We start from the raw sequence: 23,661 nt of genomic DNA on the forward strand, positions 1-23,661 counted from the left end.
GGCCGGTTCCAGCCTGATACGGTCCCGCTCTGCCCGGAACACATGTACCCGCAGGCTCCGCTGTCCCCGCTGTCCCACGCGTTACCGGAGGTTGAGCTGATGACGGACCCCGCAGTGGAACGTGACGCTGCCGAGGCCGCCTCGGCCTTCTCCCATCCCCCGGTCGCCCCCGACAGCACCGCCGCGTACGGGGAACACCCCGACCAGGTCATCGACTTCTACGCCCCCCGAGCCGAAGGCCCGGGCCCCGCGCCGCTGGTCGTCGTCCTGCACGGCGGCGCCTGGCGCGCCCCGTACGACCGCCGACACATCACTCCCTTCGCCGATTTCCTTGCCCGCCGGGGCTTCGCCGTCGCCAACGTCGAGTACCGGCGCGGCCGTTCCCTCCCGCACCAGGCCGCGTCCCCGCAGGGCGGGGAGGGCCCGGTCGCGGGCCGGTGGCCGGAAACCTTCGACGACGTCGCCGCCGCGATGGACGCCCTGCCCGCGCTGGTGGCGACCGCCCTCCCGGGCATCGACCCGCGCCGCATGGTCGTCACCGGCCACTCGGCGGGCGGCCACCTCGCCCTGTGGGCGGCGGCCCGTCACTGCCTGCCCGCCGACTCCCCCTGGCGGCTGCCTTCCCCGCCGCCACTGCGCGGCGTGGTGGCACTGGCCCCCATCGCGCACTTCGCGCAGGCGCAGGCGCGGGGTGTGTGCGGCGGGGCGGCGTCAGAACTGCTGGGCGGGCCTGAGCACTTCGCCGACCGCCTTCCGTACGCCGACCCGGCGGCCCTCCTCCCGACGGGCATCGCCACGGCGGTGGTCCAGGGCCGTGACGACGTCGTGGTCCCGCCCGAGGTGTCCGAGGCGTACGTCGACGCCGCCGCGCACGCGGGGGAGATGGTCGGCCTGACCATCCTGGACGGGGTCGGTCACTTCCCGCTGATCGATCCGGCGGCCGACGCCTGCGCGGTGGTCTCGGAGGAGATCGCGCAGCTGGCCTGGTAGAGGTCGGCGGCCCGGAGCAGCAACAGGGCGTGTACGAACCGGCCTTCCCCGCTGGGCGGACACCGCCAGGTCAGCGGCCAGGCCCCGTCGAGGGCGGGCACGGGCAGGTACGTCACCCCGACCGGCGCCGAGGTCAGCGAGGTGACCCCGGGTGGCCAGGGCCGCATCCGCCCGCCGCCGGGCGCGAGGAAGAAGTACACGGGCCGCCGCCCGTTGGCCTGCATGATGATCGGCCCGGGGTCACCGCCAGTGAGCGCGACGAGCAGGTCGGCGATCCCCCGCCCCATGTCGCCGTCCACACGTACAGCATCAAATTGCACTCCTGCCTTGCGCATTGCGATCCCGTGAGCCGGAAACCACCTGGGCGTACGGGAGTTGGGGGCGTCGAGGGAGTGACTTTCCGGTTCATGGGTCCAGCTTGATGGCTCCGGTCTAACGTTTTCTACGTCCCGGACTTGAGGGCTCGAAACTCTGGGATTGCGCCGCTGTGCGCTTGAGACCACTTGAGTTCGGGGTTGTTCACATTGCCGAAGGCAGAAGGCAGAAGGCAGAAGGCAGAAGGCAGCAAGGACAAGGACGACGAGCGGCCGACGTCGCAGCTCGTCGCCGAGATCGCCCGCATCATCCGGCTGGAGAAGGGTCTGACACAGGACGGCCTGGGGGAGCTGGTGCGGTACACGGGCTCGGCCATCAGCGCCATGGAGACGGGTGCCCAGCCGGTGAGCGATCAGATGCTGGAGCGCCTGGAGGAAGCGATCGGTGACGGCCGGGGCATCTTCGAGGTCGCGCGGCGGTACGTCTTGCTGGAGAAGTACCCGGTGCGGTTCCGGCACTTCTCGCGGATGGAGGCGAAGGCCTTCACCATCTCGTCGTACGAGACGCTGGTGGTCGACGGCCTCTTCCAGACGAAGGAGTACGCCCGCGCGCTGATCAATGGTGGCTATCCGCCGGTGCCCAAGGCGAAGGTCGACGAACTGGTCGAGGCTCGGATGGCCCGCAAGGCTCTCTTCGACCGCGATCCGACGGCGATGATCGAGCTGATCGTCGAAGAGTCGGTCCTCAGCCGCCCCTTCGGCAGCGAGGAGATCTTGCGCGGCCAGCTGTCGTCCCTCGCGCGGGACGCCCGGCGCGACAACGTCACGGTGCAGGTCCTGCCCAAGGACCAGGGGTTGAAGGGCACTTACGCCGGGGCGCGCGGTCCAATGAAACTCGTGGAGACCGAGGAGCACGACCATGTGGTCTACCTGGAAATCGAGGACGAGAGCATCCTCGTCAGCAACCGGGCCAAGGTGTCCAGGCTGGCCCAGCGATATGCGAAGATCCGCGCACAGGCCCTGAGCCCGGAGCAATCCCTGGGTCTCATCGAGTGGTGGGCGGGAGAACAGAAATGAGTACCAGAACTCTGCGGTGGTTCAAATCCAGCTACAGCGACGATGGCGGCGGTAACTGCGTCGAGGTGGCCTACACCTGGCACAAGTCGAGCTACAGCAACGACAGCGGTGGCGCTTGCGTCGAGGTGGCGGCGTGCCCGGACGCCATCCACGTCCGGGACTCCAAGAACCTCGGCCCCGCCGTGGCGGTCGCCACGCCCACCTGGGCCGAGTTCACGGCCTGGGCCACCCGGCGGGCGTCGTACGAGGCCTTGAAGCGGTAGCGGGACGCCGGGTCGTACGCCCTCTGACGTGCACCTGGGTCGATGTGGTCATATTTATGCGAAACACCCGAATGCGCATGCTCGGGAAACAAATGTCCTATCAGGTGGATATGCTCGCACTTCACCCCTCACAAGGAGTCCTAGTGCGCACACGCATGGTTACTGTTCTGGGCGCCCTCGCCTCCGCCGCCCTGCTCATGGTGGCGGTCCCCGGTTCCGCCCAGGCCGCCACCGGCACCCTCACCATCAACGGTGTGGACCACAAGGACCCGGTCGGCTGCTTCGACCTCACGCCCCCCGACTCGTCGGGTCCCCCCGCCGGCGGGAGCGCGACGCCGGACCCCATGGTGGTCAAGAACAACACGGACAAGGTCGTCAAGATCTGGGACACCTGGGAGTGCAACACCGACGGAAACGACCAGGTGGGGACCATCCAGCCGGGCGCTGAAGCCACGGTGGACGCGGACTCCAGCGTCTCGGTCGAGTAGGTCCGGTCAGTAGGGAGTCCGCACCCGGGTCGGGTAGTGGTCGGCGATCACCCGCCGCATCGCCCCGGCCCGGTCGGCGACCACCTCCCGCGCGGCGAAGTAGACGTTCCCGCGGACCTCGGGGAAGCGCCGGCCGTAGGCGAGGTGGCGGGAGAGTTCCGCGGGGTCCTGCCAGGCTTTGAACTGGGCCGGGTCGCCCGCCTTGTACAGGGCCTCACCGATGTACAGGTGGGTGTTGGTGCCGCGGCAGGTGTGCGCCCACCAGGACACGAGGCGGGCGTAGTCGGCGGTGTCGTTGCCGATGTGCCAGTAGATCATCGGGGCGATGTAGTCGAGCCACCCCCGCCGCACCCAGCCGCGGGTGTCCGCGTGGATGTCGTCGTAGGACTGGGTGCTGCCCCGGGTGTCGGATCCCCCGGGGTCGGTGCTCCGGTTGCGCCAGACGGCGAAGGGGCTGATCCCGAACCGCACGCGCCGCCCGTGCGGTGAACGGCCGCCCGTCCGGGCCCGGTTCAGCTCCTCGACCCGCCGCGCGGTCTCGCGCACCAGGCGGTCGATGTTGTCGCGCCGCCAGGCGGCCCGGTCGGGGAAGTCTCCGCCGTGGCGGGCGTAGGCGTCGTCGTCGTCGAAGGCCTGCCCGCGGATCGGGTACGGGTAGAAGTAGTCGTCGAAGTGGATCCCGTCCACGTCGTAGCGTGCGACCGCGTCGAGCATGGCGTCCTGGACGAAGCGGCGCACCTCGGGGAGCCCGGGGTTGTAGACCAGCACCTTGCCGTAGCGCACCACCCATTCGGGGTGCAGCCGGGCCGGGTGACCGGGCGCCAGCAGGGCCGGATCGGGGTTCGTGGCGATCCGGTACGGGTTGAACCAGGCGTGCAGCTCCAGTCCGCGTGCGTGGGCTTCGCGTACCGCGAAGTCCAGCGGGTCCCAGCCCGGATCGCGGCCCTGGACACCCGTCAGGCACGCCGACCACGGCTCGTACGGCGAGGGCCACAGCGCGTCCGCCTTCCCCCGGACCTGGAGGACGACCGCGTTCAGCCGTCGCTCCACCGCGATGTCCAGGAGGCCGGCCAGCTCCTGCCGCTGCTGGTCCGGGGTCAGCCCGGGGGATGGCCAGTCACGGTTGAAGGCGGTGGTCAGCCACATGCTGCGGAACTCCCGCCGCCCGCCCTGTGCCAGGTCGGGGACGCGCGAGGCGGGCACGGGCTCGGGTGCGGCGTACGCGGTGCCGCCGCCGAGGGGGAGGGCGCCGGCCGTCACCGCCATGGCCGCGGCCGCCGTGGTCAGGGTCCTGCGGGAGATCTGGCCCATGATCGCTTTCTGCTGGGGGTGGTCCGCTCTGGTCAGTGCGGAGCGAACAGGTCGCGCAGGGTGGTGAATCCGTACGCGTGGGACCTGAGGGTGTCGATGAGGGCGGGCAGGGCTGCGGCGTCGACGGCGGAGTGGTCCTCCGGGGTGGAACCGAGGTGCATCAGGACGATCGCGCCCGGGCGCAGGGCCTGGACGGTCCGGTCGATGACCGTCGTCGTGGTCGCGCCTCCGATGGCGCCCTTCCAGCCCGCGGTGTCCACCGTCCACTTGACCGGGACGTAACCGGCGGCGTTGACCTCGGCGATGCACGGCCGGGTGCGCAGTCCGAAGGGGAAGCGGAACAGGGGCTCGGACGGCCTGCCGATGGCCGTCTCGATCGCGTCGGCCGCCGACCGGATCTCCTCGGCGCGCCGCTCGGCGCTGATGGCGGGGAACGAGGGGTGGGTCATGGAGTGGTTGCCCACCGGGTAGCGGCGGGCGATGTGCCGGGCGAGGTGGGGGTTGTCCGCGGCGAAGATTCCGGTCATGAAGAACGTCGCCGGTACCCACTGGTCCCACAGCGTCCTCAAGATGGCCTCGGCGCCGGCCGCGTCGGAACCGCAGTCGAAGGTCAGCGCCACCTTCTGCTCGGTGGTGCGCAGCACCTTCACGTCCCGGCCCGCCAGCGGCCTGGTGATCGGCGGCCGGGGCGCGCCGCCGCGCGTCCGTCCGGTCCGTACGTCGGCCCCTGCGGGGTACCCGCTCGCGAGGCCGAGTGCGGTGGCCCCGGCGACGGCGGCGAGCCCCCGCAGCAGTTGCCGCCGTGCCGGGCGACCGCCCCGTGCGCTGCCGTCCGCTGTCGCGACCATATCCGTCCCGTTCTCTTGTCCGAGCCCTGCCGTCCGGGCCTTGACCTGCAACGTAGTGCGGCGCCGTACGGCAACTCGCGCCCGGAGCGGAACAGTCACACGGATGGATCAGTACGCCGCGCAGGGGTGGTGAAGCGGTAGCCGCCGTCGATCAGGTGCGGGAGGTAGGCGCGCAGGGCGGCGACGGTCTGCGTGCGGTCGGCGAGGCCCTGGTGCTCGGGGACGGCGGAGTGGCTGAGGAAGCCGTCGTGGTGCAGGACGATCGATCCGGTCGCGGCGCGGCTGAGGACCGTGTCGCAGATGCGGTCGACGCCGGGGTTCGTCCAGTCCGCGGAGTCGATGGACCAGGAGATGGGCCGGAGTCCGAGGTCCGCGCACACGTGCAGGGCGGCGGGGACGAAACGGCCGCCGGGCGCGCGGAAGAGCGTAGGGGGTCCGCCGGGGCCGGTCCGGGCGAGGACGTCGTTGGTGCGTTCGATCTCGTCCCGGACCTGCGCCGCGGTCAGGGTGCGCAGGGCGGGGTGGGACCAGGTGTGGTTGCCCAGCACGTGTCCCTCCTCGGCTACTTGGCGCACCACCCACGGATATTTCGCGGCGTTGACGCCCAGCATGAAGAACGTCGCGGTGACGCCGTACCGACGCAGGACCGCGAGGACCTGCGGGGTGTAGATCGGGCTGGGGCCGTCGTCGAAGGTGAGGGCCAGCGCCCTCTCGCCGTCCTGTACGAGCCTTTCCGGAACCGGTACCGGCCCGGTCGGGCCGGTGGCCGCGTCGGCCCGGGACGGGGTGCCCGGGGAGAGCAGGGACAATCCGGCCGCGATGACCCCCCGGCGTCCCGGCGGGGTGTTCTGGTGTCTGATCACCGTCTCAGCATCGGGCCGCCGGTCCCCGGAGCGGTCCACCTCGGCGAACGACACGCCCCCGCGCCCGTCGGTCCGGTGTGGCCAACGCTCCTAGGATGGCCGCGATATGAACCAGCGCACCCCTCGCCCGTGGCCGTGGCCGCCCAGGACCCGCGGCCGAGCGCTGATCGCGGTCGCCGTCGCCGTGGCGGCGACCGTCACGGCAGCCGCAGTGCCCGCGCCCGCGGATCCCCGGCCCGCGGTGCCCGTAAGGTCGTCGCCGGTGTTCCCGCCGACGTTCCCACCGGTGTTCCCGCCGGACACACGTCCCGCTCCCGCCTTGCCGGGAGACGTACTGGGCCGGGCGGTCCGTACGATGCCGACCGAACGGCAGGTGGTGGCGCTGACCTTCAACGCGGCTTGGGACGAGACGGGGGTGGACTCCGTCCTGAAGGTGCTGCGCGCGTACGACGCTCCGGCCACGTTCTTCCTGACCGGACAGTTCGCCGAGCGGCACCCGGCCGCGGCGCGGTCGATGGCGGCGGCCGGACACGGCATCGCCAGCCACAGCTACAGTCACCCGCACTTCGGCGAACTGACCTGGCAGGAACGGGAGCTCGAACTGCGGCTCGCGGACGTCGCCCTGCGCAGGGCGACCGGGGCGGCGCCCCTGCCGTTCTTCCGGTTCCCCTACGGCGAAACCACCCAGCGCCAGATCGACGAGGTCAACGCGCTGGGCTTCGCGGACATCGAATGGGCCGTCGACACCAACGGCTACAAAGGGACAGCGGGCCGGATGACCGTCCAGCGGGCCGTCCACCGCGCCCTGCGCGGGCTGGCGCCGGGCCGGATCATCCAGATGCACGTCGGCGACCCCGCCGGGCACGGCCCCATCCTCGACGCGCAGGCACTCCCGCTGATCATCGAGGCCGTCCGTGCCCGCGGGTACGAGGTCGTCGACCTGCGCACCCTCCTCGTCCCACCCGCCGTGCGGCCGTCTGCGAGCGCTTCCTCCCACCGGAACGGGTGATCGCGGGGCGGCGCGCCGGGCGGGTCCCCCACATGGCCGCACCGGACCGGCAGGGTCACCGCACGTGCACCCCCTTCTCCGGCGCGCCGCCCTGCTCGCGGCCTCGCTCACGCTCCTCGCCCCCACCCGCCCCGCCCAGCCGGTGGTGCTCCACGACCTCGGCTTCGATGCCTGCGCCGCGCCCCCGCTCAAGGCCATGCGGGCCTGGTACGGCACCTCCCCGTACAAGGCCGTCGGCATCTACGTCTCCGGCACCCAACGCCACTGCGCGCAGCCGGAGCTGACCGCCGAGTGGGTGCGGCGGGTGCGGGCAATGGGCTGGCGGCTGATCCCCGCGCACGTCGGGATGCAGGCGCCCTGCAACGACTACCCGCACAAGACCGAGCGCTTCGCCCCCGCCCGCGCCGCCGACCAGGGGCGGGCCCAGGCGCGGGAGGCGGTGAAGGCGCTCACCGCGCTGGGGATCGGCAAGGACAGCCCGGTCTACCTCGACATCGAGTCGTACGCCGTCAAGGACGCGGCCCCCGCGTGCGGCCGGGCCGTGGTCGACGCGGTGGTCGGCTGGACGCAGGAGCTGCGGCGGGCGGGCTACCGGGCCGGGTTCTACTCCAGCCTGGGCTCCGGCGTCCGTGACCTCGCGGAGGCCGCCCGCGCGGGCCGCTCCCCGCTCCCGGAGGCCCTCTGGTACGCCCGCTGGGACCGCAGGCCCGACACCGCCGACCAGGGCCCGCTGACCTTGGGGCGGTGGCCGAAGGACCAGCGGATCCACCAGTTCGAGGGCAACGTCAACGAGACCTGGGGCGGCGAGACCCTCACCATCGACCGCAACCGCCTGGACGGCCCCGTCGTCTCCTGATCCAGAGGGTCCGGGCGCTCGCCGGGCTCCGACGCGGGCGGGGGCGGGGCACGTGGCCAGGTGGGGACTGCTCGTCGAGCAGAACGTCGGCAGTGGCGGTCAGCACCGGATGTGGGCGGTCCAGGTGCTCGGCCACGTGGACGGCACCCGCGCCGAAGCCCTGGCGGAACTGCGCCGCCAGGCCGACACCTTCCGCCCCCAGCACCCCATGAAGGTCCGGCGCCGGGTCCTCTACCAGGACGGTGACGGCTTCCTCGCCGTCCTGGACGGCTCGTGGCAGATCTTCCACTGCCGCTTCACGCTGGCGGAACAGCTCTCCGACACCGGGGGCGGGTGATCCGGTCCGCGCGAGCCGAAGGGGCGGGCCGCCTCGCGACCCGCCCCCTGGGCGACGTACAGCTGCTCGGTTCCTACAGGAACGAGTTGATCTCGATCGTCTCGGTGCGGCCGGGGCCGACGCCGATCGCGGAGATCGGGGCGCCCGACATCTCCTCCAGGGCCTTGACGTACGCCTTGGCGTTCTTCGGCAGCTCGTCGAAGGTCTTGGCCTTGGTGATGTCCTCGGACCAGCCGGGGAAGTTCTCGTAGATCGGCTTCGCGTGGTGGAAGTCGGTCTGCGAGTAGGGCAGCTCCTCGACGCGCTTGCCGTCGATCTCGTACGCGACGCAGACCGGGATCTCTTCCCAGCCGGTCAGCACGTCGAGCTTGGTGAGGAAGAAGTCCGTCAGGCCGTTCACGCGGGTCGCGTAGCGGGCGATCGGGGCGTCGAACCAGCCGCAGCGGCGGTCACGGCCGGTGGTGACACCGCGCTCGCCGCCGATGCGGCGCAGCGCCTCGCCGTCCGCGTCGAACAGCTCGGTCGGGAACGGGCCCGCGCCGACGCGGGTCGTGTAGGCCTTGAGGATGCCGATGACGCGCGAGATCTTCGTCGGGCCGACACCCGCACCGGTGCAGGCGCCACCGGCCGTCGGGTTCGAGGACGTGACGAAGGGGTACGTGCCGTGGTCGACGTCGAGCAGGGTGCCCTGGCCGCCCTCGAACAGCACGACCTTGTCCTCGTCGAGCGCGTTGTTGATGATGAGGGTGGTGTCGGCGACGTAGGGCTTGATCAGCTCCGCGTATCCAAGCATTTCCTCGACGATCTGGGCGGCGTCGATCGCGCGGCGGTTGTACAGCTTCGCGAGGAGCTGGTTCTTGCCTTCCAGCGCGGCTTCGACCTTCTGGACGAGGATCGACTCGTCGTAGAGGTCCTGGACGCGGATGCCGATGCGGTTGATCTTGTCCGCGTACGTCGGGCCGATGCCACGGCCCGTCGTGCCGATCTTCCGCTTGCCGAGGAAGCGCTCGCCGACCTTGTCGAGGGTGACGTTGTACGGCGTGATGAGGTGCGCATTGCCGCTCAGGAGCAGCTTGGAGGTGTCGATGCCGCGCTCGTTCAGGCCGCGCAGCTCGGAGAGCAGGACGGCCGGGTCGACGACGACGCCGTTGCCGATCACCGGGGTGCATCCGGGGGACAGGATGCCGGAAGGGAGAAGGTGCAATGCGTACTTCTGGTCGCCTACGACGACCGTGTGGCCGGCGTTGTTGCCACCCTGGTAGCGCACTACATAGTCAACGGATCCACCGAGCAGGTCGGTGGCCTTTCCCTTGCCCTCGTCACCCCACTGAGCTCCGAGCAGCACAAGAGCGGGCACAGGCGTACACCTCTTCCGGATGGGGCATGTCCAAGGTCAGGGGGCGTACGACGATGTACACCGCAGGCTGAGCCGTCGGACCGGTGCCCCGGAATAGACGAAGGCCCTGGCGCAATAGCGCAAGGGCCTCTTGCACAAAGATGCTACCCGAGGAAGGACCGAGGTGTCGGCTCCAGAGCCCACCATGAGCCATGCGGGCGCGCCGGTAGGCGCCCTGCTCGTGCTCGTCGACCCGGTCGCCCGCCGCCTCGACGGCGAGTCCGTACGGATCGCGAAGGACGTTTTGTCGGCCGGGGCGGCGGCGAAGATCTGCCTCCCGGAGAGCCTTGAGGAGTTCGCGCGGGCCCTTGCCCGCCGGGGTCATCGGCAGCCCGTGATCGTCGGTGACGATCGGGCGCTGGTGCGGGCCGTGGGGCTGCTGCACCGGCGCCGGGAGCTGGCCGACTCCGCGCTCGCGCTGGTGCCCGTGGGCGCCGCCGGGTCACTGTCGCTGGCGCGGGCGCTGGGCGTGCCGGTGGGCGCCGTGGCGGGGGCGCGGGCGGTGCTGGACGGGGCCGTACGGGCGCGTGACCTGCTGGTTGATGACAGCGACGGGGTGGTGCTGGGGGGTGTGCGGATCCCGGGCGCGGGGGTGCCGGCGGCCGGTGTGCGAGGTGGTTTGCGGGGTGGAGCGGGGGTCGGATCCGGGGCCGGTCCGGGTGTCGCCGCGGGGGGTGCGGTGGCGTCGTACGCGCGGCCGGCCGCGCCCACGCTGTGGAGTGCGTGCCGGTCGCTGGTGCGGACCCTGGTGCGGCCGCCGGTGCACCGGGGCGCGGCTCCGGCGCAGCGGCTGCGGCTGCGGGTGGAGGCGGACGGAGTGCTGGTCAGCGATGTGGACCAGGCGGTGGCGGACGTGGCCGTGGCCGCGCGGGACGGCCAGGTCGAAGTCGTTGTCCGGATGCTGGACGCGGGGCCCGCGCTGGTCGCCCGAGGACTGTCGGTGACGGTGTCGGGGGCGGACTTCCGCTACCGCGCCGACCACGCCGACACGGGCCCGGTGCGGCGGCGGACGTGGACCGTGCGACCGGAGGCGTGGGGGCTGACCCTGCCGCGATGAGCACGGAGGGGGACCCCGGGCCGGGCGGCGGGCTGGATGCCGGTCCGGACGGCGGCCCGTATGCCGGGCTGGACGCGGGTCCGGACGGGGCGGGGCTGGTGGAGGCCCTGGGCGGGTGGCGGCGCGATGCGGCGCTGCTGTGCCTGCTGCCGGTGTTCTGGTGGCCCGCCGTGGCCGGGTGCGCGCTGGTCCGGCCGAGGGTGGCGGGGGCGCTGATGCTGGTGGTGCTGTTGAGCCCGGCGGTGCTCGGAATGCGGGAGCTGTACGTCGCCCGGCGGGCCCGGACCGCGCTGCGCGGCCCCGCCCGCTGGAGGCCGTATCGGATCACCGTACGGCGGTCCGGGATCGGGCCCCCCGTGCTGCTGCTCGGGGAGGGTCAGTGGGTGGTGGCGCCGGGGCTGCTCGGCCGCCGGCTCGTGCCCGCGCGGCCCTGGCCCCCGGGGTCGGCGCCGGAGACGGTGCTGTGGCTGGCGGAGGAGCCGGGGGGTCCGGGCGGCCCGGAAGCTGATCGCGGGCCCGGGCCCGGGCGCGTGGCGGGGGCGCGCTGTCTGGTGTGGGCGCCGGGGTCGGGGCGGCTGGGGCGGGTGCGGGTGCGGCGGGTGCGGGTGCGGCGCGGGGGCACGGCTTAGTGCTGTGGCCGGGAAGGTTTGCCGGGCGCCGCGACCCGGTGCACCTTTCCGGTCACGGCACTGGCGGGAGGCGCCTCAGGAGAGGTCGAGGGTCGCGCGGTGGGTGCGCCATCGGTCCAGGAGGCCCAGCATCTCGCCCTGGAGGAACTCGAAGAAGGCCGCGGTCTCGGCGATGCGGCTGCCCGCCGGGGTGTCGGGGCCGAGGCTGACCGCGCCGTCGCGCAGGGTCTTCTCCCACAGGGTCAGGATCTGGTCGCGGCGGGTGAAGGTCTCGTACCAGAGCTCGTTGTGCAGCACGTACCGGTCGCGCCGGGAGCCCGGCTCGCGCTCGCGGCTGACCATGTTGACCTGGGTGAGGTAGCCGACGGCGCCCGACACCGCGGCCGGGCTGATCTGCAGGGCCAGGCTCAGCTCGGCGGAGGTCAGCGCGCCGCCGTCGCTGGCCAGCAGCGCGGCGAAGACCCGGGAGGCCATGCGCTGCATGCCCGCCTCGGTCAGCTGGGCGGCGAACCGCTCCACGAAGCGGGAGACCGCTTCCTCGTCCCGGGCGGCGTCCGCCGCCGCTGTTGCTGTCGTCGTCGCGGTCGTCGCGGTCGTCGCTGGGGCCGCTGCCGCTGCCGCCGTTTCCATGTCCGTCACCCTTTCGACTTTACTTGATTTCCAAGCTTCACAAATTTGTGAAAGTAGCGTACGTTCGGAACCATGAAGAACGCCATCAGGGTCGCCGGACTCCACAAGTCGTTCGGCCGCACCCGCGCACTGGACGGACTCGACCTCTCGGTCGCCACCGGCGAGGTCCACGGCTTCCTCGGGCCCAACGGGTCCGGAAAGTCCACCACCATCCGGGTCCTGCTGGGGCTGCTGCGCGCGGACTCCGGCACCGCCGAACTCCTCGGCGGCGACCCCTGGGGGGACGCGGTCCGCCTGCACCGCCGCATCGCGTACGTGCCCGGCGATGTGACCCTGTGGCGCAACCTCTCCGGCGGCGAAGTCATAGACCTCTACGGGCGGCTGCGCGGCGGCCTCGACGAGGGCCGCCGGGCCGAGCTGATCGAGCGGTTCGAACTCGACCCGGCCAAGAAGGGGCGTACGTACTCCAAGGGCAACCGGCAGAAGGTCGCCCTCGTCGCCGCCTTCGCCGCCGACGCGGACCTGCTGATCCTGGACGAGCCCACCTCGGGCCTCGACCCGCTGATGGAAGAGGTCTTCCAGAGCTGCGTGGCCGAAGCGCGCGCCGCCGGGCGGACGGTCCTGCTCAGCTCGCACATCCTCAGCGAGGTCGAGTCCCTCTGCGACCGGGTCAGCATCATCCGCAACGGCCGGACCGTGGAGAGCGGCAGCCTCGCCGAACTGCGCCACCTCACCCGGACCTCGATCACCGCCGAACTGGCCGCCGCCCCCAACGGGATCGCGCACCTGCCCGGGGTGCACGACGTGGAGGTGCGGGGGCTCAGGATCCGGCTCCAGGCCGACACCGACAAGCTGGACGCGGTCCTGCGCGCCCTCGCGTCGTCCGGGGTCCGCTCGCTCACCTCGACCCCGCCGACCCTGGAGGAACTGTTCCTGCGCCACTATGCCGACGGCGACGCGGAGAAGGCCAGGGCCGTGCGATGAAGGGCCAACTGGCGGGAACGGGGACGCTGCTGAGGCTCGCCCTGCGCCGCGACCGGGTGATGGCGCCCGTGTGGATCCTGGTCATCGCGCTGACGGTGCTCAGCATGCCCCGCTCGCTGGAGGCGACGTACGGAACCGCCGCCGAACGGGCCCACGTGCTCACCACGATGAACGCCAACGGCTCGCTGCGCGCCCTGTACGGGCCGGTGTTCGGCGATTCGATCGGTGCGCTCGGCGTCTGGAAGGCCGGGGTCTTCGCGGGCCTGTTCGCCGCCGTGATGAGCCTGGTCATCGTGGTCCGGCACACCCGTGAGGAGGAGGAGAGCGGGCGTCAGGAGATGCTCTCCGCCGCCGTGGTGGGCAGTGGGGCCCCGCTGACCGCCGCGCTGCTCGCGGCCCTCGTCGCCAACGCGCTCGTCGCGGTCCTGGTGGCGGCCGGACTGGCGGGCCAGGAGGTCGGGGGCGGTGCGGGAGGTGCGGTGGCGCTCGCGGTGGCGATCGGCGCGACCGGGCTGGTCTTCGCCGCGATCGCCGCGATCGCCGCGCAGCTCACCGAGAGCGCGCGGCTCGCGAAGGGGCTCACGGGCGCGCTGCTCGGCGCCGCGTTCGTCCTGCGGGCCGCCGGGGACGCGGGCCGGGCCGACGGGGGATCGGCGCTGACCTGGGCCTCGCCGCTGGGCTGGCTGGAGAACGTACGCCCCTACGCGGGCGAACGCTGGTGGGTGCTCGGCCTCTTCGGCGCGGCCTGCGCCGCTCTGGTGGTCCTCGCCTCCGTCCTGGCCGGGCGCCGGGACCTGGGCATGAGCTTCCTCGCGGCCCGCCCCGGCCCGGCGCGGGGGCGGCTCGGCGGCGCCTCGGCGCTGGCGTGGCGGCTCCAGCGGGGGAGCGTGCTGGGATGGAGCGCCGGATACCTGGCGGCGGGCGCCGCCTTCGGCGCCATGACGGACGGCGTGGCCCAACTGGTCGGGGACAACGCGAAGACCCGCGAGATCATCGAGCGGATGGGCGGGCAGAGCGGCATCACCGACGCGTTCCTGGCGGGGATGGCCGGGATGCTGGGGATGGTGGCCGCGCTGTACATCGTGGCCTCGGTGCTGAGGCTCGGCGGCGAGGAGAACGGGCAGCGCGCCGAACCGCTCCTCGCGGGGGCCGTCGGGCGGCTCGGCTGGGCGGGCGGACACCTGGTGATCGCGTTCGGGGGCTCGGCGCTGATCCTCGCGCTGGGCGGGCTCGGGCTGGGCCTCGGGCACGGTCAGGACGTGGGGGCGGCGGTGGGGGCCTGCCTGGCGCAGCTCCCGGCGGTGTGGGTGGTCGGGGCGCTGGCGGTGCTGCTGCACGGGGCGCTGCCGAGGTTCGCCGTGGCCGCCTGGGCGGTGGCCGGGGCCGCGCTCGCCCTGGGCTGGGTCGGTCCGGCGCTGAACCTCCCGCAAGCCGCCCTCGACCTGTCGCCCTTCGCCCACCTGCCCCGGCTGCCGGGAGCCGGGGCCGTCGGCTGGGCCCCGCTGCTGACCCTGACCGCGCTGGCGGCCCTGCTGACGGTGACGGGCCTGGCCTCCCTGCGCCGCCGGGACATGGTCGCCTGAGTGCGGGGGCCGGGGGCGGCGGGAGTGAGGGCGGGCGCGGCCGGGGCGGTGCTGGGGGCGCGGGCGGGGCCGGGGCTGGGGGCGGGGTCTCAGAACTCGACGAGCAGCTCCCGCAGCCCCCGGATCACATACCCGTCCCGCCACCGCGGCTCGCGCACGAGCCGCAGGGGAGGGACGCCGGCGTCCAGCAACGCCCCGAAGGAGCAGGCGAGTTCCAGCCTGGCCAGCGGCGCGCCCAGGCAGTAGTGGATCCCGGCCCCCAAGGACAGGTGCGGATTGTCCGTCCGTACGAGGTCCAGCTCGTCGGGTCGCGCGAAGCGCGCCGGGTCGCGGTTGGCGGAGCCGAAGAGCAGCGCCACCTCGGCGCCGCGCGGGATGAGGGTGTCCCCGACCCGGATGTCTTCGAGCACCCAGCGTTCGAACAGCTGGAGCGGTGTGTCGTAGCGCATCAGTTCATCCACAGCTGTGGACAACTTTTCGGGATCGGCCCGAAGATCTTCGAGCGCGGCCGGATTCCGGAACAGGGCCCACCAGCCGTTGGCCGTGGAGTTCACGGTCGCCTCGTGTCCCGCGTTGAGCAGCAGGACACAGGTGGAGATCATCTCCTGTTCGCTGAGCCTGCCACCGTCCTCGTCGTCGTGCGCGGCGATCAGTGCGGAGATCAGGTCCGGCCCCGGGTCCTCGCGCCGCTCGGCGATCAGGCCGCGGAGGTACGCGCTGAACTCCAGGCTCGCCCGCACCGCCCGCGCGGCGCTCTCCGGGCCGGGCCGCAGCTCGTACATCCCGCAGATGTCCGCCGACCACGGCCGCAGCGGGCCCCGGTCCGCCTCCGGGATCCCGAGCAGCTCGGCGATCACCGCGACGGGCAGCGGCTCCGCGACGGCCGTGAGCAGATCCCCGCCCCCGGCCGCGACGAAGCGGGCGACCAGCTCCCGCGCCATCCGCTCCACGGCGGGAGCCAGCCGCTCCACGGTGCGCGGAGTGAACGCCTTCGCGACGAGCCGCCGCACCCGGGCGTGCGCGGGATCCTCCAGATCCAGCAGCGCGTTGCCGTTGAGGACATGGAACGGCTCGTGCTCCGGCGGCGGCGCGCTGCGCCCGAACTCCTCGTGGCTGAACCGGTGCAGGTACGTCCGTCCGAGCCTGCGGTCCCGCAGCAGCGCGCTCACATCGGCGTGGTGCGGGACCAGCCACTGCCCGGTCGCCTCGCACCACAGGGCCCGCCCCCGCTTCCGCAACTCGCGGTAGGCGGGATAGGGGTCGGCGACGAAGGCGGCGTCCCAGGGATCGAAATCCATCCCCGCACCCTACGCCGGAGTGACCAGCCGGGTCTCGTACGCGTACACGGCGGCCTGGGTGCGGTCCCGGAGGCCCAACTTGACCAGGATCCGGCTCACATGGGTCTTGATCGTGGATTCCGCGACCACCAGGCGGTCGGCTATCTCCACGTTGGACAGGCCCTGCGCGATGAGGATCAGTACCTCCGTCTCCCGCTCCGTCAGGTCCTCCACCGATCCCGGCGCCGTCGCCCGGGGGGTGTCCGCCAGCTTCGCGAACTCCACGATCAGCCGCTTGGTCACCGAGGGCGCCAGCAGCGCCTCCCCGGCCGCCACCACCCGCACCCCGTCGGCCAGTTCCCGGGCCGATGCGTCCTTGAGCAGGAACCCGGAGGCTCCGGCCCGCAGCGCCTGGTACACGTACTCGTCGAGGTCGAAGGTCGTCAGGACCAGCACCTTCGCGTCCGCGTCCGCCGCGACGATCTGCCGCGTCGCCTCCAGACCGTTCATCACCGGCATCCGGATGTCCATCAGCACCACGTCGGGCCGCAGCGCCGACACCTGCTCCACGGCCTCCTGGCCGTCGACCGCCTCGCCCACCACCTCGATCCCGGGCATCGCGTTGAGCAGGACGGAGAACCCCTCCCGGACCATCATCTGATCGTCCACGATCAGCACCCGGATCGTCATGCGGCGTCCTCGACGGGCCTGCTGCGCACCGGTATGAACACGGACACCTCGTACCCGCCGTCCGCGGTCTCCCCGGCGGTCATCTCACCCTCCAGCATGGCCACCCGCTCCCTCATTCCGGTGATGCCGTGTCCCGCGCCCGGCGAGGGACGCACGTCCCCGGTCGGCGCGCCATTGACGATCCGCACCCCCAGCCCGCCCAGCACGTACGAGACCTCGACCCCGGCCGCCGCTCCCGGAGCGTGGCGCAGGCTGTTGCTCAGCGCCTCCTGGATGATCCGGTACGCCGACAGCTCCACGCCCTGCGGCAGCTCCCGCACCGAGCCCGTCACCGTCTTGTCCACACCCAGCCCGGCCTCCCGCACATTGGCCAGCAGCCCCTCCAGCGAGGCCAGCGTCGGCTGCGGGGCGTCCGGGGCCTCATAGTCCGCGGACCGCACCACCCCCAGCACTCGCCGCAGTTCGGTGAGCGCCGCCACCGCGTTCTCCCGGATGGTGACGAACGCGGCCTCCAGCTCCGGCGGCGGGTTCTTCACCCGGTACGGGGCGGCCTCCGCCTGGATCGCGACCACCGACATGTGGTGGGCCACCACGTCGTGCAGTTCGCGCGCGATCGTCGTCCGCTCCTCCAGCAGCGTCCGCCGGTCCCGCTCCACCGCCGTGACCTCCTGCTGCGCCGTGACCTCCTGCTCGGCCGCCGCCCGGATGTGGCGCACGCTCACCACCAGCATCGCCAGCGCCGAGACGAGGACCATCGGCATGGTGTCCAGGGACTGGCCCCGGCTGAGCAGCACGGACAGGGCGACCCCGGACGCCGAGCTGACCGCCCACATCCAGGCCGCCGCCCGGGGGCCGGTCCGGATGGCCACGACCGTCAGCACGGTCAGATGCCCGAAGAAGGAACTCGGTGACCAGGGCCAGACCACCGAACCGGTCGCATTGAGCACGCCGAACACCGCGATGATCGCCATCTGTGTCCAGAAGGCGCCGATCGGCCGCACCAGCGTCATCAGCACCGGCACGGCGGACATCAGCCCGATCACCAGGGATCGGGAAGGAGATTCGTAGCCGCCGTGGCCCGCCGTGGTCAGCGCGATGAACGCCGCCAGCACCACCAGGGCATGGGGGGCGTAGGCGGCTTCGGGCCGTATCCGCTCGGGAAGGCGGCGGATCAGTGGGCCGTCCGTACGCATGGGCCGGAGCGGCTGGTAGGCGAAGGCATCCACGATCAGATCCTGGCGCAGGTTCCGCAGGAACCCCGACGCCAGCCGGATCTCAGGGGTCCGGGGGTCTGCCCCGGTGGTCGTCTCGGTCACTTGTGAACCGTAGGCCGCTACCCCCCTGGTCCGCGTCGCCGCATATGGGGATATCCCGGGGTCCCCCTCAAGTACTACCCGGGGGAGTCAGTAGCCCGTCGGACGGACCAGACCCGTCTCGTACGCGAAGACGGCGGCCTGTGTGCGGTCCCGCAGGCCCAGTTTCACCAGGATCCGGCTCACATGGGTCTTCACGGTCTGCTCGGCCACGATCAGGTGGGCCGCGATCTCCCCGTTGGACAGGCCCTGGGCGACCAGCGACAGCACTTCCGTCTCCCGCTCGGTCAGCTCCGCGATCCGCTCCCTGGACGGCGCCCGCGGCGCCCCCAGCCGGGAGAACTCGGTGATCAGCCGCTTGGTGATGTTCGGCGAGAGCAGTGCCTCGCCCGCCGCGACCACCCGGACCGCCTCGGCCAGCTGATCGGCGGAGGCGTCCTTGAGCATGAACCCGGAGGCCCCCGCGCGCAGCGCCTCATAGACGTACTCGTCCAGGTCGAAGGTGGTCAGCACCAGCACCTTGACGGTGGCGCCCGGCTGCCCCGTGATGGCCGCGGTCGCCTCGATCCCGCCCACCCCCGGCATCCGGATGTCCATCAGCACCACGTCCGGCGCGAGTTCGGCGACCCTCGCGATCGCGTCCGCGCCGTCGACGGCCTGCCCGACCACCTCTATGTCCGGCTGGGCGTTGAGCAGCACGGTGAAGCCCTGCCTGACCATCATCTGATCGTCGGCGATCATGACCCGGATCGGTGTGGTCATCAGTTTCTGCTTTCCTCGGGGACGGACCCGGACGGCGGATCCGTCGGGAGTATGACGCTCACCTCGTATCCACCGCCGGGCCGCGGACCGGCCGCCATCTCGCCACCCAGCATGCCCGCCCGCTCCCTCATCCCCAGCAGCCCGTGCCCCGCTCCGGGCGACGGCGAGGCGGAACGGGTCGGGGCGGTGTTGGCGACACACAGGTGCAGACTGCGCGGTCCGTACGCCAGACCCACCTCCACCCGGGAACCGGGGGCGTGGCGAAGACAGTTGCTCAGCGCCTCCTGCACCACCCGGTACGCGGTCAGCTCCACGCCCGGAGTCAGCGGCCGCGGCTCGCCCGCGATCTCCGTGCTGACCTCCAGCCCGGCCGCCCGCACATTGGCCACGAGCGCGTCGAGTTCGCCCAGCGTGGGCTGCGGATGATGTGGATTCGCCGGATCGCCGGGATCTTCCGAACGCAGCACGCCCAGCACCCTGCGCAGTTCGGTCAGGGCCTCCAGCGCATTGCCTCGGATCCCCGACAGGTTCTCCTTCAGCTCTTCGGAGGGATTCTCCGCGAGGTGCACGGCGACCTGGGCCTGAATGGAGATGACCGACATGTGGTGCGCCACCACGTCGTGCAGTTCGCGGGCGATCCGGCTGCGTTCCTCCAGCAGGGTGCGCTGGGCGCGCTCCGCCTCGGTGAGGGTTTCCTGCTCGACCAGCCTGCCCCGGGCCAGCCGCAGCGACCGCAGCAACTGCCCCACCAGACCGATGATGCCGAGGACCAGCGCCGCCTCGGCCACGCTGGACGTACCCGGCGGGGGCCGGAAGTTCAACTCGAGCAGCAGATCGAGCACGAGGGTGGTGACGATCACCGCCGCGGTCACCCGGGGCGGCTTGCGCAGCGCCACCAGCAGCACGACCGGCGCGAACGCGAACACCCCGGCCGGCAGCCACGGCCAGGGCTGGCCCAGGCTGATGTGCTCGTAGGTCTCCGACGCGATGCCCGCCGCCGCGGCCAGGGCGACCCACCACCCCGCGATCGGCCAGAACATGGCGAGCAGGATGGAGGCCGAGGTCAGTACGGTCAGCAGGAACCCGGCGGCCCCGTACACCCGGTAGTCGCCGCTCAGCTGGTTCTGGACGACGCCACCGAGGAACACGGCCAGGTACCCGAGCAGCACGTGCGGCAGCCAGGCCAGCCAGCGCGGCCGGGCCATCCGCGGCAGCGGGTCCCAGGACGAGGTGAGCAGATCCTCCGAGAGGGTCCGCAGCGCGCCCCGGATCCTCCCGGGGCGGCTGTCCGTGGTGTCGATCCGCGCTTTCACGAGGCTCACCCTAGGCACGCGTCACCACGGCCGCGGGAGCGGCTCCGGTGCGCACGACGTGGGAGGCGCCGGACGACCGCCGCTCGGGCCCGCCCTGCTCGTGCACCCGGAACGCGGCCCAGCAGACCAGCAGCATCGCCGCGAACACCGGAAGCCACATCAGCCGCGCCGCCAGCCAGGCCGGGGAGTCCGGCACCGTGTGCAGACCGGGCAGGTCGGTCCCGCTCAGCAGGCCCAGGGCGGTGACGGACATCATCGCGGTCTGGTGCCACAGGAACACCGTCATCGCGGACAGGTTGACCAGCGCCACCCCCGCCCAGGCCCCGGGCCCGCGCATGGCCCGCGCCAGGGGCTCCCGGACCAGCAGGGCCAGCCCGCACTGGGCCAGACCGAAGGTGACCACGGCCAGCGTCGGCGGGTTCAGGTTCGAGATCGAGGCCCCCGGAACGCCCACCATCGACGCCGGATACCCACCCCACACGACCAGGGCGGCCGTGCCCGCGACCCCGCCCGCCAGCGTCAGCGCCGCCGGGGTCCGCCGGGCGAACGCGCCCCGGGACCAGGCCGCCCCCAGGGTGTAGGGCACGAGCCAGCCCCCCAGCACATTGACCCAGCCGATCCAGCCGGGCCCGCCCAGGGCGAACCGCCACACGTCCACCACCGCGACGACGGCCAGCGGCCACAGCGGATTCAGCCGGGCCACCAGCGGAGTCAGCGCGGTCAGCCCCGCGAACACCAGCAGGAACCACAGCGGGGACAGCACCAGCTTCACCAGCCCCCGGACCGTGCCGTATTCGACCCCGGCCGCCAGCATCGCGACGGACGCGACCGTCCACAGCACGAGCACCGCCGCGACCGGTCGGAACAGCCGCCCGAGCCGGCGCCCGACCCACTCCCCGTACGCCGTCCCGCCCGCCCGGGCCGAGGCGTAGCCCCGGGCGCCCACATGGCCACCGACGAGGAAGAAGACGGCCAGGGTCTGGAAGACCCATGACATCGGGGCCAGCCACGGGGTGTACGACAGCGGACTGCTGGCGCTGAGTCCGCCCTTGGCGGTGTTCAGCGAGGTGACCAGCCAGTGCCCCAGGACCACCCCGAGGATCGCGACGGCACGCAGCGCGTCCACCGTGCGGTCCCGGTCGGCGGGGGTGGCGGCGTCGATGCGACCGGCCATCACGGCCCAGCGGGCGCGCGGATCACGCATGGGAGGCGTCCGAGGCGGTGGTGGCGCCGAGGACGATCCGGGCGAGGCCGTCCAGGGACGCCGTACCGGGCTTGAGGTAGTCGCTGTGTCCGGCGGACCCGGCGTCGAAGGCGCGGGCGCCGAAGGCCGGATCCACCGGGTCGGTACCGAAGCCGATCCCGCCGAGCCGCACGTGCGGCACCCGCGCGATCCAGTCCTCGCTGCCGCGCCCGGCCCAGACCCGGGCCGCGGTGGGCAGCCCGGCGGCGGTCTCGGCGCCGGTGCCCGGGCTGCCGAACAAGGCCATGTCGGTGACCGCCGGACCCGTCCGGGTCCGGGCGCAGACGACCGAGCCGTAGGAGTGGCAGAGCAGCGACTGCCGCGCCCCGCTCGCGCTCAGACGGCGCAACTCCGCCAGGAACGGCGCCAGTTTCCGGGCGCCGTCATCGGCGCGCGCGGTGGTGAGGACGGTGGTGCTGACCGTGCCGGGGGTGTCGTACCCGAGCCAGGCGACCACGGCGGAGCGCGGATGCTCGGCCTGGAGGCGCTGCCGCAGGGCGAGAGCCCCCGCACGGAACCTCTGGTAGGTGTCGAGGGTGGTGTCGGTCCCGGGGACGAGGACCGCGACCCGGTCCGCCGTCGCCAGATCGCCGAGCACCTCGACGGCCCGCCCCGTCCCCCTCCCGTCGAACGACAGGAAGTGGGCCGACCCGCCCGCCGCCATGGCCCGCAGCTTCGCGGCCCGCTGCGAGCGCCCCGCGTCATCGGCCATCCGGGCCGCCTCGGCCAGATTGGCGAGGTTGGCGGCGTACCGCTCGGAGGCACTCGCGCCGTCGGCGAACCGGACGGCCACCGGGGCGGGGGCATCGGGGGAGGCGGCCGCGGCCACGGGGAACACGACGGCCGTGGTGACCAGCGCGGCGAGCAGTGTGCGGCGCAGACGTGCGGGGCGGCTGTTGACACTGCGCGGCATGTCGTCTTCCTTCGGGCCAGAGGGGCGTTGTCTCTGGTACCGAAGTTAGAAATCGGGTCCTGTCGTCAGCGTCACGCCAGGGAGTGGGGTTTGCGCGTAGCTCTCGGGTATGACGTGGGTGACACGACTCGCCCGCGCACAGCGCCGGTACGCGGCCGCGGGCTCAACAGACCAGCTCAGCTCGCCGGTTCAGGCGGCAGGATCGACAGCAGCTGGGCCGGCGTGCGGCTCAGTCCGTCACCAGGGGTTCCACGTACCCGGCGCGCCAGCGCGGCGCAGGGTCCTGCCCGGGGCTGGTCCAGTACTCCCGTGCCCCGACGATCTCCCCGGAGCGCACCGTCCAGAGCGACACGGCCCGGTACACGACGTGTTCCTGCGGTATCTCGACCTCGGTGACCACGAAGTCCCCGTCGGCGAGTATGCGCAGGACCTCCACGGACCTCTCGTCCGTGTCACCGTCCCCGGCGCCGTCGCTGTTCACGGCGATGAAGTTGTCGCGGCCGACGATCCGCTCCCCGCTGACCGGCCATTCGATGACCGCGTCCCGGGCGATCAGCTCACCGACCCCGTCCCAGTCGCGGGCCCCGATCCGCTCCCACAGTTCTGCAACTACGTTCAACGGCTCCATGTGCCGCAGTGTGCGACGCCTGTGACCTGGGCAACAAGCTTTACTTGGAGGCTTATTGACTTCGACACAATCCCCGCCGGGCCGAGGGGATCCCGGCTGGATCAGACATCGCCCGCCCGGGCCGCCGCCGTCAGCACCGGGAAGGCGCTCGCGTCCGAATCGTGGAACAGCCGGTACCAGGCGTCCAGCACGTCCGGCTTGTACACCCCGAGCCGCGCGAAGACCTCGCGGGCGAAGGCGACCGGCTCGGTCGGACCCGCCGTGATCAGATCGCCGTCGGTGACCGCGTCCGCCTCCACGTACCGTCCGCCGCCCGCGTACCCCGTGGCCGCCAGGTAGCCCGCGGCGGCGCTGGTGTGCGCGCGGTCGTCGAGCAGGCCCTCGCGGGCGAGACCCGCCGTCGCCCCGCAGATCGCCGCGACCACGACCCCCGCGTCCAGGAACTCGCGGGCCTTGGCGGCGAAGGGGACGAGGTCGTCCCCCATGTCCCACGACCGCGCACCGGTGAGGATGAGCAGCGAGGAGTCCTCGGGCCGCAGCGCGTCGATACCCAGGTCGGGCTGGATGCGTACGCCGCCCATGGTGGTCACGGGCGTTCCGGCGGCCGGACCGACCGTACGGACCCGGTGGCCGCGCTGGGTCAGGTGCGCGGTGGTGTGCCCGGTCTCCCAGTCGGCGTACGTGTCGTAGACCGCGAGGTGGACCGGCTTGGACCCGGCCTCCCCGCGCCCCGGGTCGCCGTCCCCGTCCCCCGTACCGACTAGATGAATGAGTCCAAGGGATGACCTGCGGACATAGGACGAGGGCATCCAGAGTCTGTGTGTGAAGACCGACTTGGACACCCTCGCCACAGCACTCTATGCCCGGATCGACGACGAGTTGAAGGC

The 23,661-nt window shown here is 72.4% G+C and carries 26 protein-coding genes; 11 read left to right on the forward strand and 15 right to left on the reverse strand.

What is annotated here, in order from left to right; translation table 11 throughout:
• Positions 1 to 99: 99 nt before the first annotated feature.
• Positions 100 to 990, forward strand: a complete 891-nt coding sequence (locus QMF80_RS17270; protein WP_283454189.1) for an alpha/beta hydrolase family protein — start codon at positions 100 to 102, stop codon at positions 988 to 990.
• Here QMF80_RS17270 and QMF80_RS17275 read toward each other — a convergent pair.
• Positions 915 to 1,289 (reverse strand): hypothetical protein, encoded by a 375-nt coding sequence (locus QMF80_RS17275; protein WP_349372216.1) that lies wholly within the window; start codon positions 1,287 to 1,289, stop codon positions 915 to 917. The genes QMF80_RS17270 and QMF80_RS17275 overlap by 76 nt on opposite strands.
• A 225-nt stretch (positions 1,290 to 1,514) precedes the next feature.
• Here QMF80_RS17275 and QMF80_RS17280 point away from each other — a divergent pair, with 225 nt between their 5' ends.
• From QMF80_RS17280 to QMF80_RS17290, 3 genes are all read left to right on the forward strand, one after another.
• Positions 1,515 to 2,381 carry a helix-turn-helix domain-containing protein gene (locus tag QMF80_RS17280; RefSeq protein ID WP_283454193.1) on the forward strand — a complete coding sequence of 289 codons (867 nt, stop codon included), beginning with the start codon at positions 1,515 to 1,517 and terminating at the stop codon, positions 2,379 to 2,381.
• Entirely contained in the window at positions 2,378 to 2,644 is a 267-nt protein-coding gene (locus tag QMF80_RS17285) for a DUF397 domain-containing protein (protein WP_283454195.1), read from the forward strand. Before QMF80_RS17280 ends, QMF80_RS17285 begins: the two co-directional genes overlap by 4 nt.
• Positions 2,645 to 2,787: 143 nt before the next feature.
• Positions 2,788 to 3,132, forward strand: coding sequence for a hypothetical protein (locus tag QMF80_RS17290; RefSeq protein WP_283454197.1), 345 nt, complete (start codon positions 2,788 to 2,790; stop codon positions 3,130 to 3,132).
• Positions 3,133 to 3,138: 6 nt separating this feature from the next.
• Here QMF80_RS17290 and QMF80_RS17295 read toward each other — a convergent pair whose 3' ends face one another.
• The 3 genes from QMF80_RS17295 to QMF80_RS17305 form a co-directional block, all read right to left on the reverse strand.
• Complete coding sequence (locus tag QMF80_RS17295) at positions 3,139 to 4,443, reverse strand: glycoside hydrolase family 10-like protein (RefSeq protein WP_283454199.1); 1,305 nt, start codon at positions 4,441 to 4,443, stop codon at positions 3,139 to 3,141.
• Between the two features lie 32 nt (positions 4,444 to 4,475).
• The gene (locus tag QMF80_RS17300) at positions 4,476 to 5,291 is read right to left on the reverse strand and encodes a polysaccharide deacetylase family protein (protein ID WP_283454200.1); all 816 of its coding nucleotides are present in this window, start codon (positions 5,289 to 5,291) and stop codon (positions 4,476 to 4,478) included.
• A gap of 95 nt (positions 5,292 to 5,386) precedes the next feature.
• Positions 5,387 to 6,154: a polysaccharide deacetylase family protein gene (locus tag QMF80_RS17305; protein WP_283454202.1), complete on the reverse strand. Its 768-nt coding sequence runs from the start codon at positions 6,152 to 6,154 to the stop codon at positions 5,387 to 5,389.
• Between the two features lie 355 nt (positions 6,155 to 6,509).
• On the opposite strand from QMF80_RS17305, the gene QMF80_RS17310 reads away from it, so the two are divergent.
• From QMF80_RS17310 to QMF80_RS17320, 3 genes are all read left to right on the forward strand, one after another.
• The gene (locus QMF80_RS17310) at positions 6,510 to 7,163 is read left to right on the forward strand and encodes a polysaccharide deacetylase family protein (protein ID WP_283454204.1); all 654 of its coding nucleotides are present in this window, start codon (positions 6,510 to 6,512) and stop codon (positions 7,161 to 7,163) included.
• 64 nt (positions 7,164 to 7,227) lie between these two features.
• Complete coding sequence (locus tag QMF80_RS17315) at positions 7,228 to 8,019, forward strand: DUF1906 domain-containing protein (protein WP_283454206.1); 792 nt, start codon at positions 7,228 to 7,230, stop codon at positions 8,017 to 8,019.
• 52 nt (positions 8,020 to 8,071) lie between these two features.
• Positions 8,072 to 8,356: a hypothetical protein gene (locus QMF80_RS17320; protein ID WP_283454208.1), complete on the forward strand. Its 285-nt coding sequence runs from the start codon at positions 8,072 to 8,074 to the stop codon at positions 8,354 to 8,356.
• 73 nt (positions 8,357 to 8,429) lie between these two features.
• Here the strand turns inward: QMF80_RS17320 and QMF80_RS17325 are convergent, their stop codons facing one another.
• Positions 8,430 to 9,713, reverse strand: a complete 1,284-nt coding sequence (locus tag QMF80_RS17325) for an adenylosuccinate synthase (protein WP_283454210.1) — start codon at positions 9,711 to 9,713, stop codon at positions 8,430 to 8,432.
• A 184-nt stretch (positions 9,714 to 9,897) separates the two neighbouring features.
• On the opposite strand from QMF80_RS17325, the gene QMF80_RS17330 reads away from it, so the two are divergent.
• Together QMF80_RS17330 and QMF80_RS17335 are read left to right on the forward strand one after the other, a co-directional pair.
• Complete coding sequence (locus tag QMF80_RS17330; RefSeq protein WP_283454211.1) at positions 9,898 to 10,809, forward strand: diacylglycerol kinase catalytic domain-containing protein; 912 nt, start codon at positions 9,898 to 9,900, stop codon at positions 10,807 to 10,809.
• Positions 10,806 to 11,438, forward strand: coding sequence for a hypothetical protein (locus QMF80_RS17335; protein WP_283454213.1), 633 nt, complete (start codon positions 10,806 to 10,808; stop codon positions 11,436 to 11,438). Before QMF80_RS17330 ends, QMF80_RS17335 begins: the two co-directional genes overlap by 4 nt.
• A 75-nt stretch (positions 11,439 to 11,513) precedes the next feature.
• Here QMF80_RS17335 and QMF80_RS17340 read toward each other — a convergent pair whose 3' ends face one another.
• The gene (locus QMF80_RS17340) at positions 11,514 to 12,077 is read right to left on the reverse strand and encodes a GbsR/MarR family transcriptional regulator (RefSeq protein ID WP_283454215.1); all 564 of its coding nucleotides are present in this window, start codon (positions 12,075 to 12,077) and stop codon (positions 11,514 to 11,516) included.
• A 63-nt stretch (positions 12,078 to 12,140) separates the two neighbouring features.
• Here QMF80_RS17340 and QMF80_RS17345 point away from each other — a divergent pair, with 63 nt between their 5' ends.
• Positions 12,141 to 13,052 carry an ABC transporter ATP-binding protein gene (locus QMF80_RS17345; protein WP_283454216.1) on the forward strand — a complete coding sequence of 304 codons (912 nt, stop codon included), beginning with the start codon at positions 12,141 to 12,143 and terminating at the stop codon, positions 13,050 to 13,052.
• Positions 13,049 to 14,635 carry an ABC transporter permease gene (locus QMF80_RS17350; RefSeq protein WP_283454219.1) on the forward strand — a complete coding sequence of 529 codons (1,587 nt, stop codon included), beginning with the start codon at positions 13,049 to 13,051 and terminating at the stop codon, positions 14,633 to 14,635. The genes QMF80_RS17345 and QMF80_RS17350 overlap by 4 nt, the downstream gene beginning before the upstream one ends.
• An 89-nt stretch (positions 14,636 to 14,724) precedes the next feature.
• Here QMF80_RS17350 and QMF80_RS17355 read toward each other — a convergent pair whose 3' ends face one another.
• The 9 genes from QMF80_RS17355 to QMF80_RS17395 form a co-directional block, all read right to left on the reverse strand.
• Positions 14,725 to 15,933 (reverse strand): cytochrome P450, encoded by a 1,209-nt coding sequence (locus QMF80_RS17355; protein ID WP_283454221.1) that lies wholly within the window; start codon positions 15,931 to 15,933, stop codon positions 14,725 to 14,727.
• A 9-nt stretch (positions 15,934 to 15,942) separates the two neighbouring features.
• A complete protein-coding gene (locus QMF80_RS17360) occupies positions 15,943 to 16,602 on the reverse strand; it encodes a response regulator (protein WP_283454223.1) in 660 nt (219 codons plus the stop codon).
• Positions 16,599 to 17,918 carry a sensor histidine kinase gene (locus tag QMF80_RS17365; protein ID WP_283454224.1) on the reverse strand — a complete coding sequence of 440 codons (1,320 nt, stop codon included), beginning with the start codon at positions 17,916 to 17,918 and terminating at the stop codon, positions 16,599 to 16,601. The genes QMF80_RS17360 and QMF80_RS17365 overlap by 4 nt, the downstream gene beginning before the upstream one ends.
• An 87-nt stretch (positions 17,919 to 18,005) precedes the next feature.
• Positions 18,006 to 18,677, reverse strand: coding sequence for a response regulator (locus tag QMF80_RS17370; protein WP_283454227.1), 672 nt, complete (start codon positions 18,675 to 18,677; stop codon positions 18,006 to 18,008).
• Positions 18,677 to 19,990: a sensor histidine kinase gene (locus tag QMF80_RS17375; RefSeq protein ID WP_283454229.1), complete on the reverse strand. Its 1,314-nt coding sequence runs from the start codon at positions 19,988 to 19,990 to the stop codon at positions 18,677 to 18,679. Before QMF80_RS17375 ends, QMF80_RS17370 begins: the two co-directional genes overlap by 1 nt.
• A gap of 10 nt (positions 19,991 to 20,000) precedes the next feature.
• Positions 20,001 to 21,194, reverse strand: a complete 1,194-nt coding sequence (locus QMF80_RS17380; RefSeq protein ID WP_283454231.1) for an acyltransferase family protein — start codon at positions 21,192 to 21,194, stop codon at positions 20,001 to 20,003.
• Positions 21,187 to 22,146, reverse strand: a complete 960-nt coding sequence (locus QMF80_RS17385) for an alpha/beta hydrolase (protein ID WP_283454232.1) — start codon at positions 22,144 to 22,146, stop codon at positions 21,187 to 21,189. The genes QMF80_RS17380 and QMF80_RS17385 overlap by 8 nt, the downstream gene beginning before the upstream one ends.
• A 229-nt stretch (positions 22,147 to 22,375) precedes the next feature.
• Complete coding sequence (locus tag QMF80_RS17390) at positions 22,376 to 22,774, reverse strand: nuclear transport factor 2 family protein (RefSeq protein ID WP_283454234.1); 399 nt, start codon at positions 22,772 to 22,774, stop codon at positions 22,376 to 22,378.
• 101 nt (positions 22,775 to 22,875) lie between these two features.
• Complete coding sequence (locus QMF80_RS17395) at positions 22,876 to 23,583, reverse strand: DJ-1/PfpI family protein (protein WP_283454236.1); 708 nt, start codon at positions 23,581 to 23,583, stop codon at positions 22,876 to 22,878.
• Between the last annotated feature and the right edge of the window lie 78 nt (positions 23,584 to 23,661).

This window comes from Streptomyces sp. G-G2, assembly GCF_030063135.1.
Lineage (GTDB): Bacteria > Actinomycetota > Actinomycetes > Streptomycetales > Streptomycetaceae > Streptomyces.

Coding starts and splice junctions, on each gene's coding strand:
- QMF80_RS17270 (WP_283454189.1), top strand. CDS start 100: ATGACGGACCCCGCAGTGGAACGTGACGCTGCCGAGGCCGCCTCGGCC.
- QMF80_RS17285 (WP_283454195.1), top strand. CDS start 2,378: ATGAGTACCAGAACTCTGCGGTGGTTCAAATCCAGCTACAGCGACGAT.
- QMF80_RS17295 (WP_283454199.1), bottom strand. CDS start 4,443: ATGGGCCAGATCTCCCGCAGGACCCTGACCACGGCGGCCGCGGCCATG.
- QMF80_RS17300 (WP_283454200.1), bottom strand. CDS start 5,291: ATGGTCGCGACAGCGGACGGCAGCGCACGGGGCGGTCGCCCGGCACGG.
- QMF80_RS17310 (WP_283454204.1), top strand. CDS start 6,510: ATGCCGACCGAACGGCAGGTGGTGGCGCTGACCTTCAACGCGGCTTGG.
- QMF80_RS17330 (WP_283454211.1), top strand. CDS start 9,898: ATGAGCCATGCGGGCGCGCCGGTAGGCGCCCTGCTCGTGCTCGTCGAC.
- QMF80_RS17335 (WP_283454213.1), top strand. CDS start 10,806: ATGAGCACGGAGGGGGACCCCGGGCCGGGCGGCGGGCTGGATGCCGGT.
- QMF80_RS17345 (WP_283454216.1), top strand. CDS start 12,141: ATGAAGAACGCCATCAGGGTCGCCGGACTCCACAAGTCGTTCGGCCGC.
- QMF80_RS17350 (WP_283454219.1), top strand. CDS start 13,049: ATGAAGGGCCAACTGGCGGGAACGGGGACGCTGCTGAGGCTCGCCCTG.
- QMF80_RS17355 (WP_283454221.1), bottom strand. CDS start 15,933: ATGGATTTCGATCCCTGGGACGCCGCCTTCGTCGCCGACCCCTATCCC.
- QMF80_RS17360 (WP_283454223.1), bottom strand. CDS start 16,602: ATGACGATCCGGGTGCTGATCGTGGACGATCAGATGATGGTCCGGGAG.
- QMF80_RS17370 (WP_283454227.1), bottom strand. CDS start 18,677: ATGACCACACCGATCCGGGTCATGATCGCCGACGATCAGATGATGGTC.
- QMF80_RS17380 (WP_283454231.1), bottom strand. CDS start 21,194: ATGCGTGATCCGCGCGCCCGCTGGGCCGTGATGGCCGGTCGCATCGAC.
- QMF80_RS17385 (WP_283454232.1), bottom strand. CDS start 22,146: ATGCCGCGCAGTGTCAACAGCCGCCCCGCACGTCTGCGCCGCACACTG.
- QMF80_RS17390 (WP_283454234.1), bottom strand. CDS start 22,774: ATGGAGCCGTTGAACGTAGTTGCAGAACTGTGGGAGCGGATCGGGGCC.
- QMF80_RS17395 (WP_283454236.1), bottom strand. CDS start 23,583: ATGCCCTCGTCCTATGTCCGCAGGTCATCCCTTGGACTCATTCATCTA.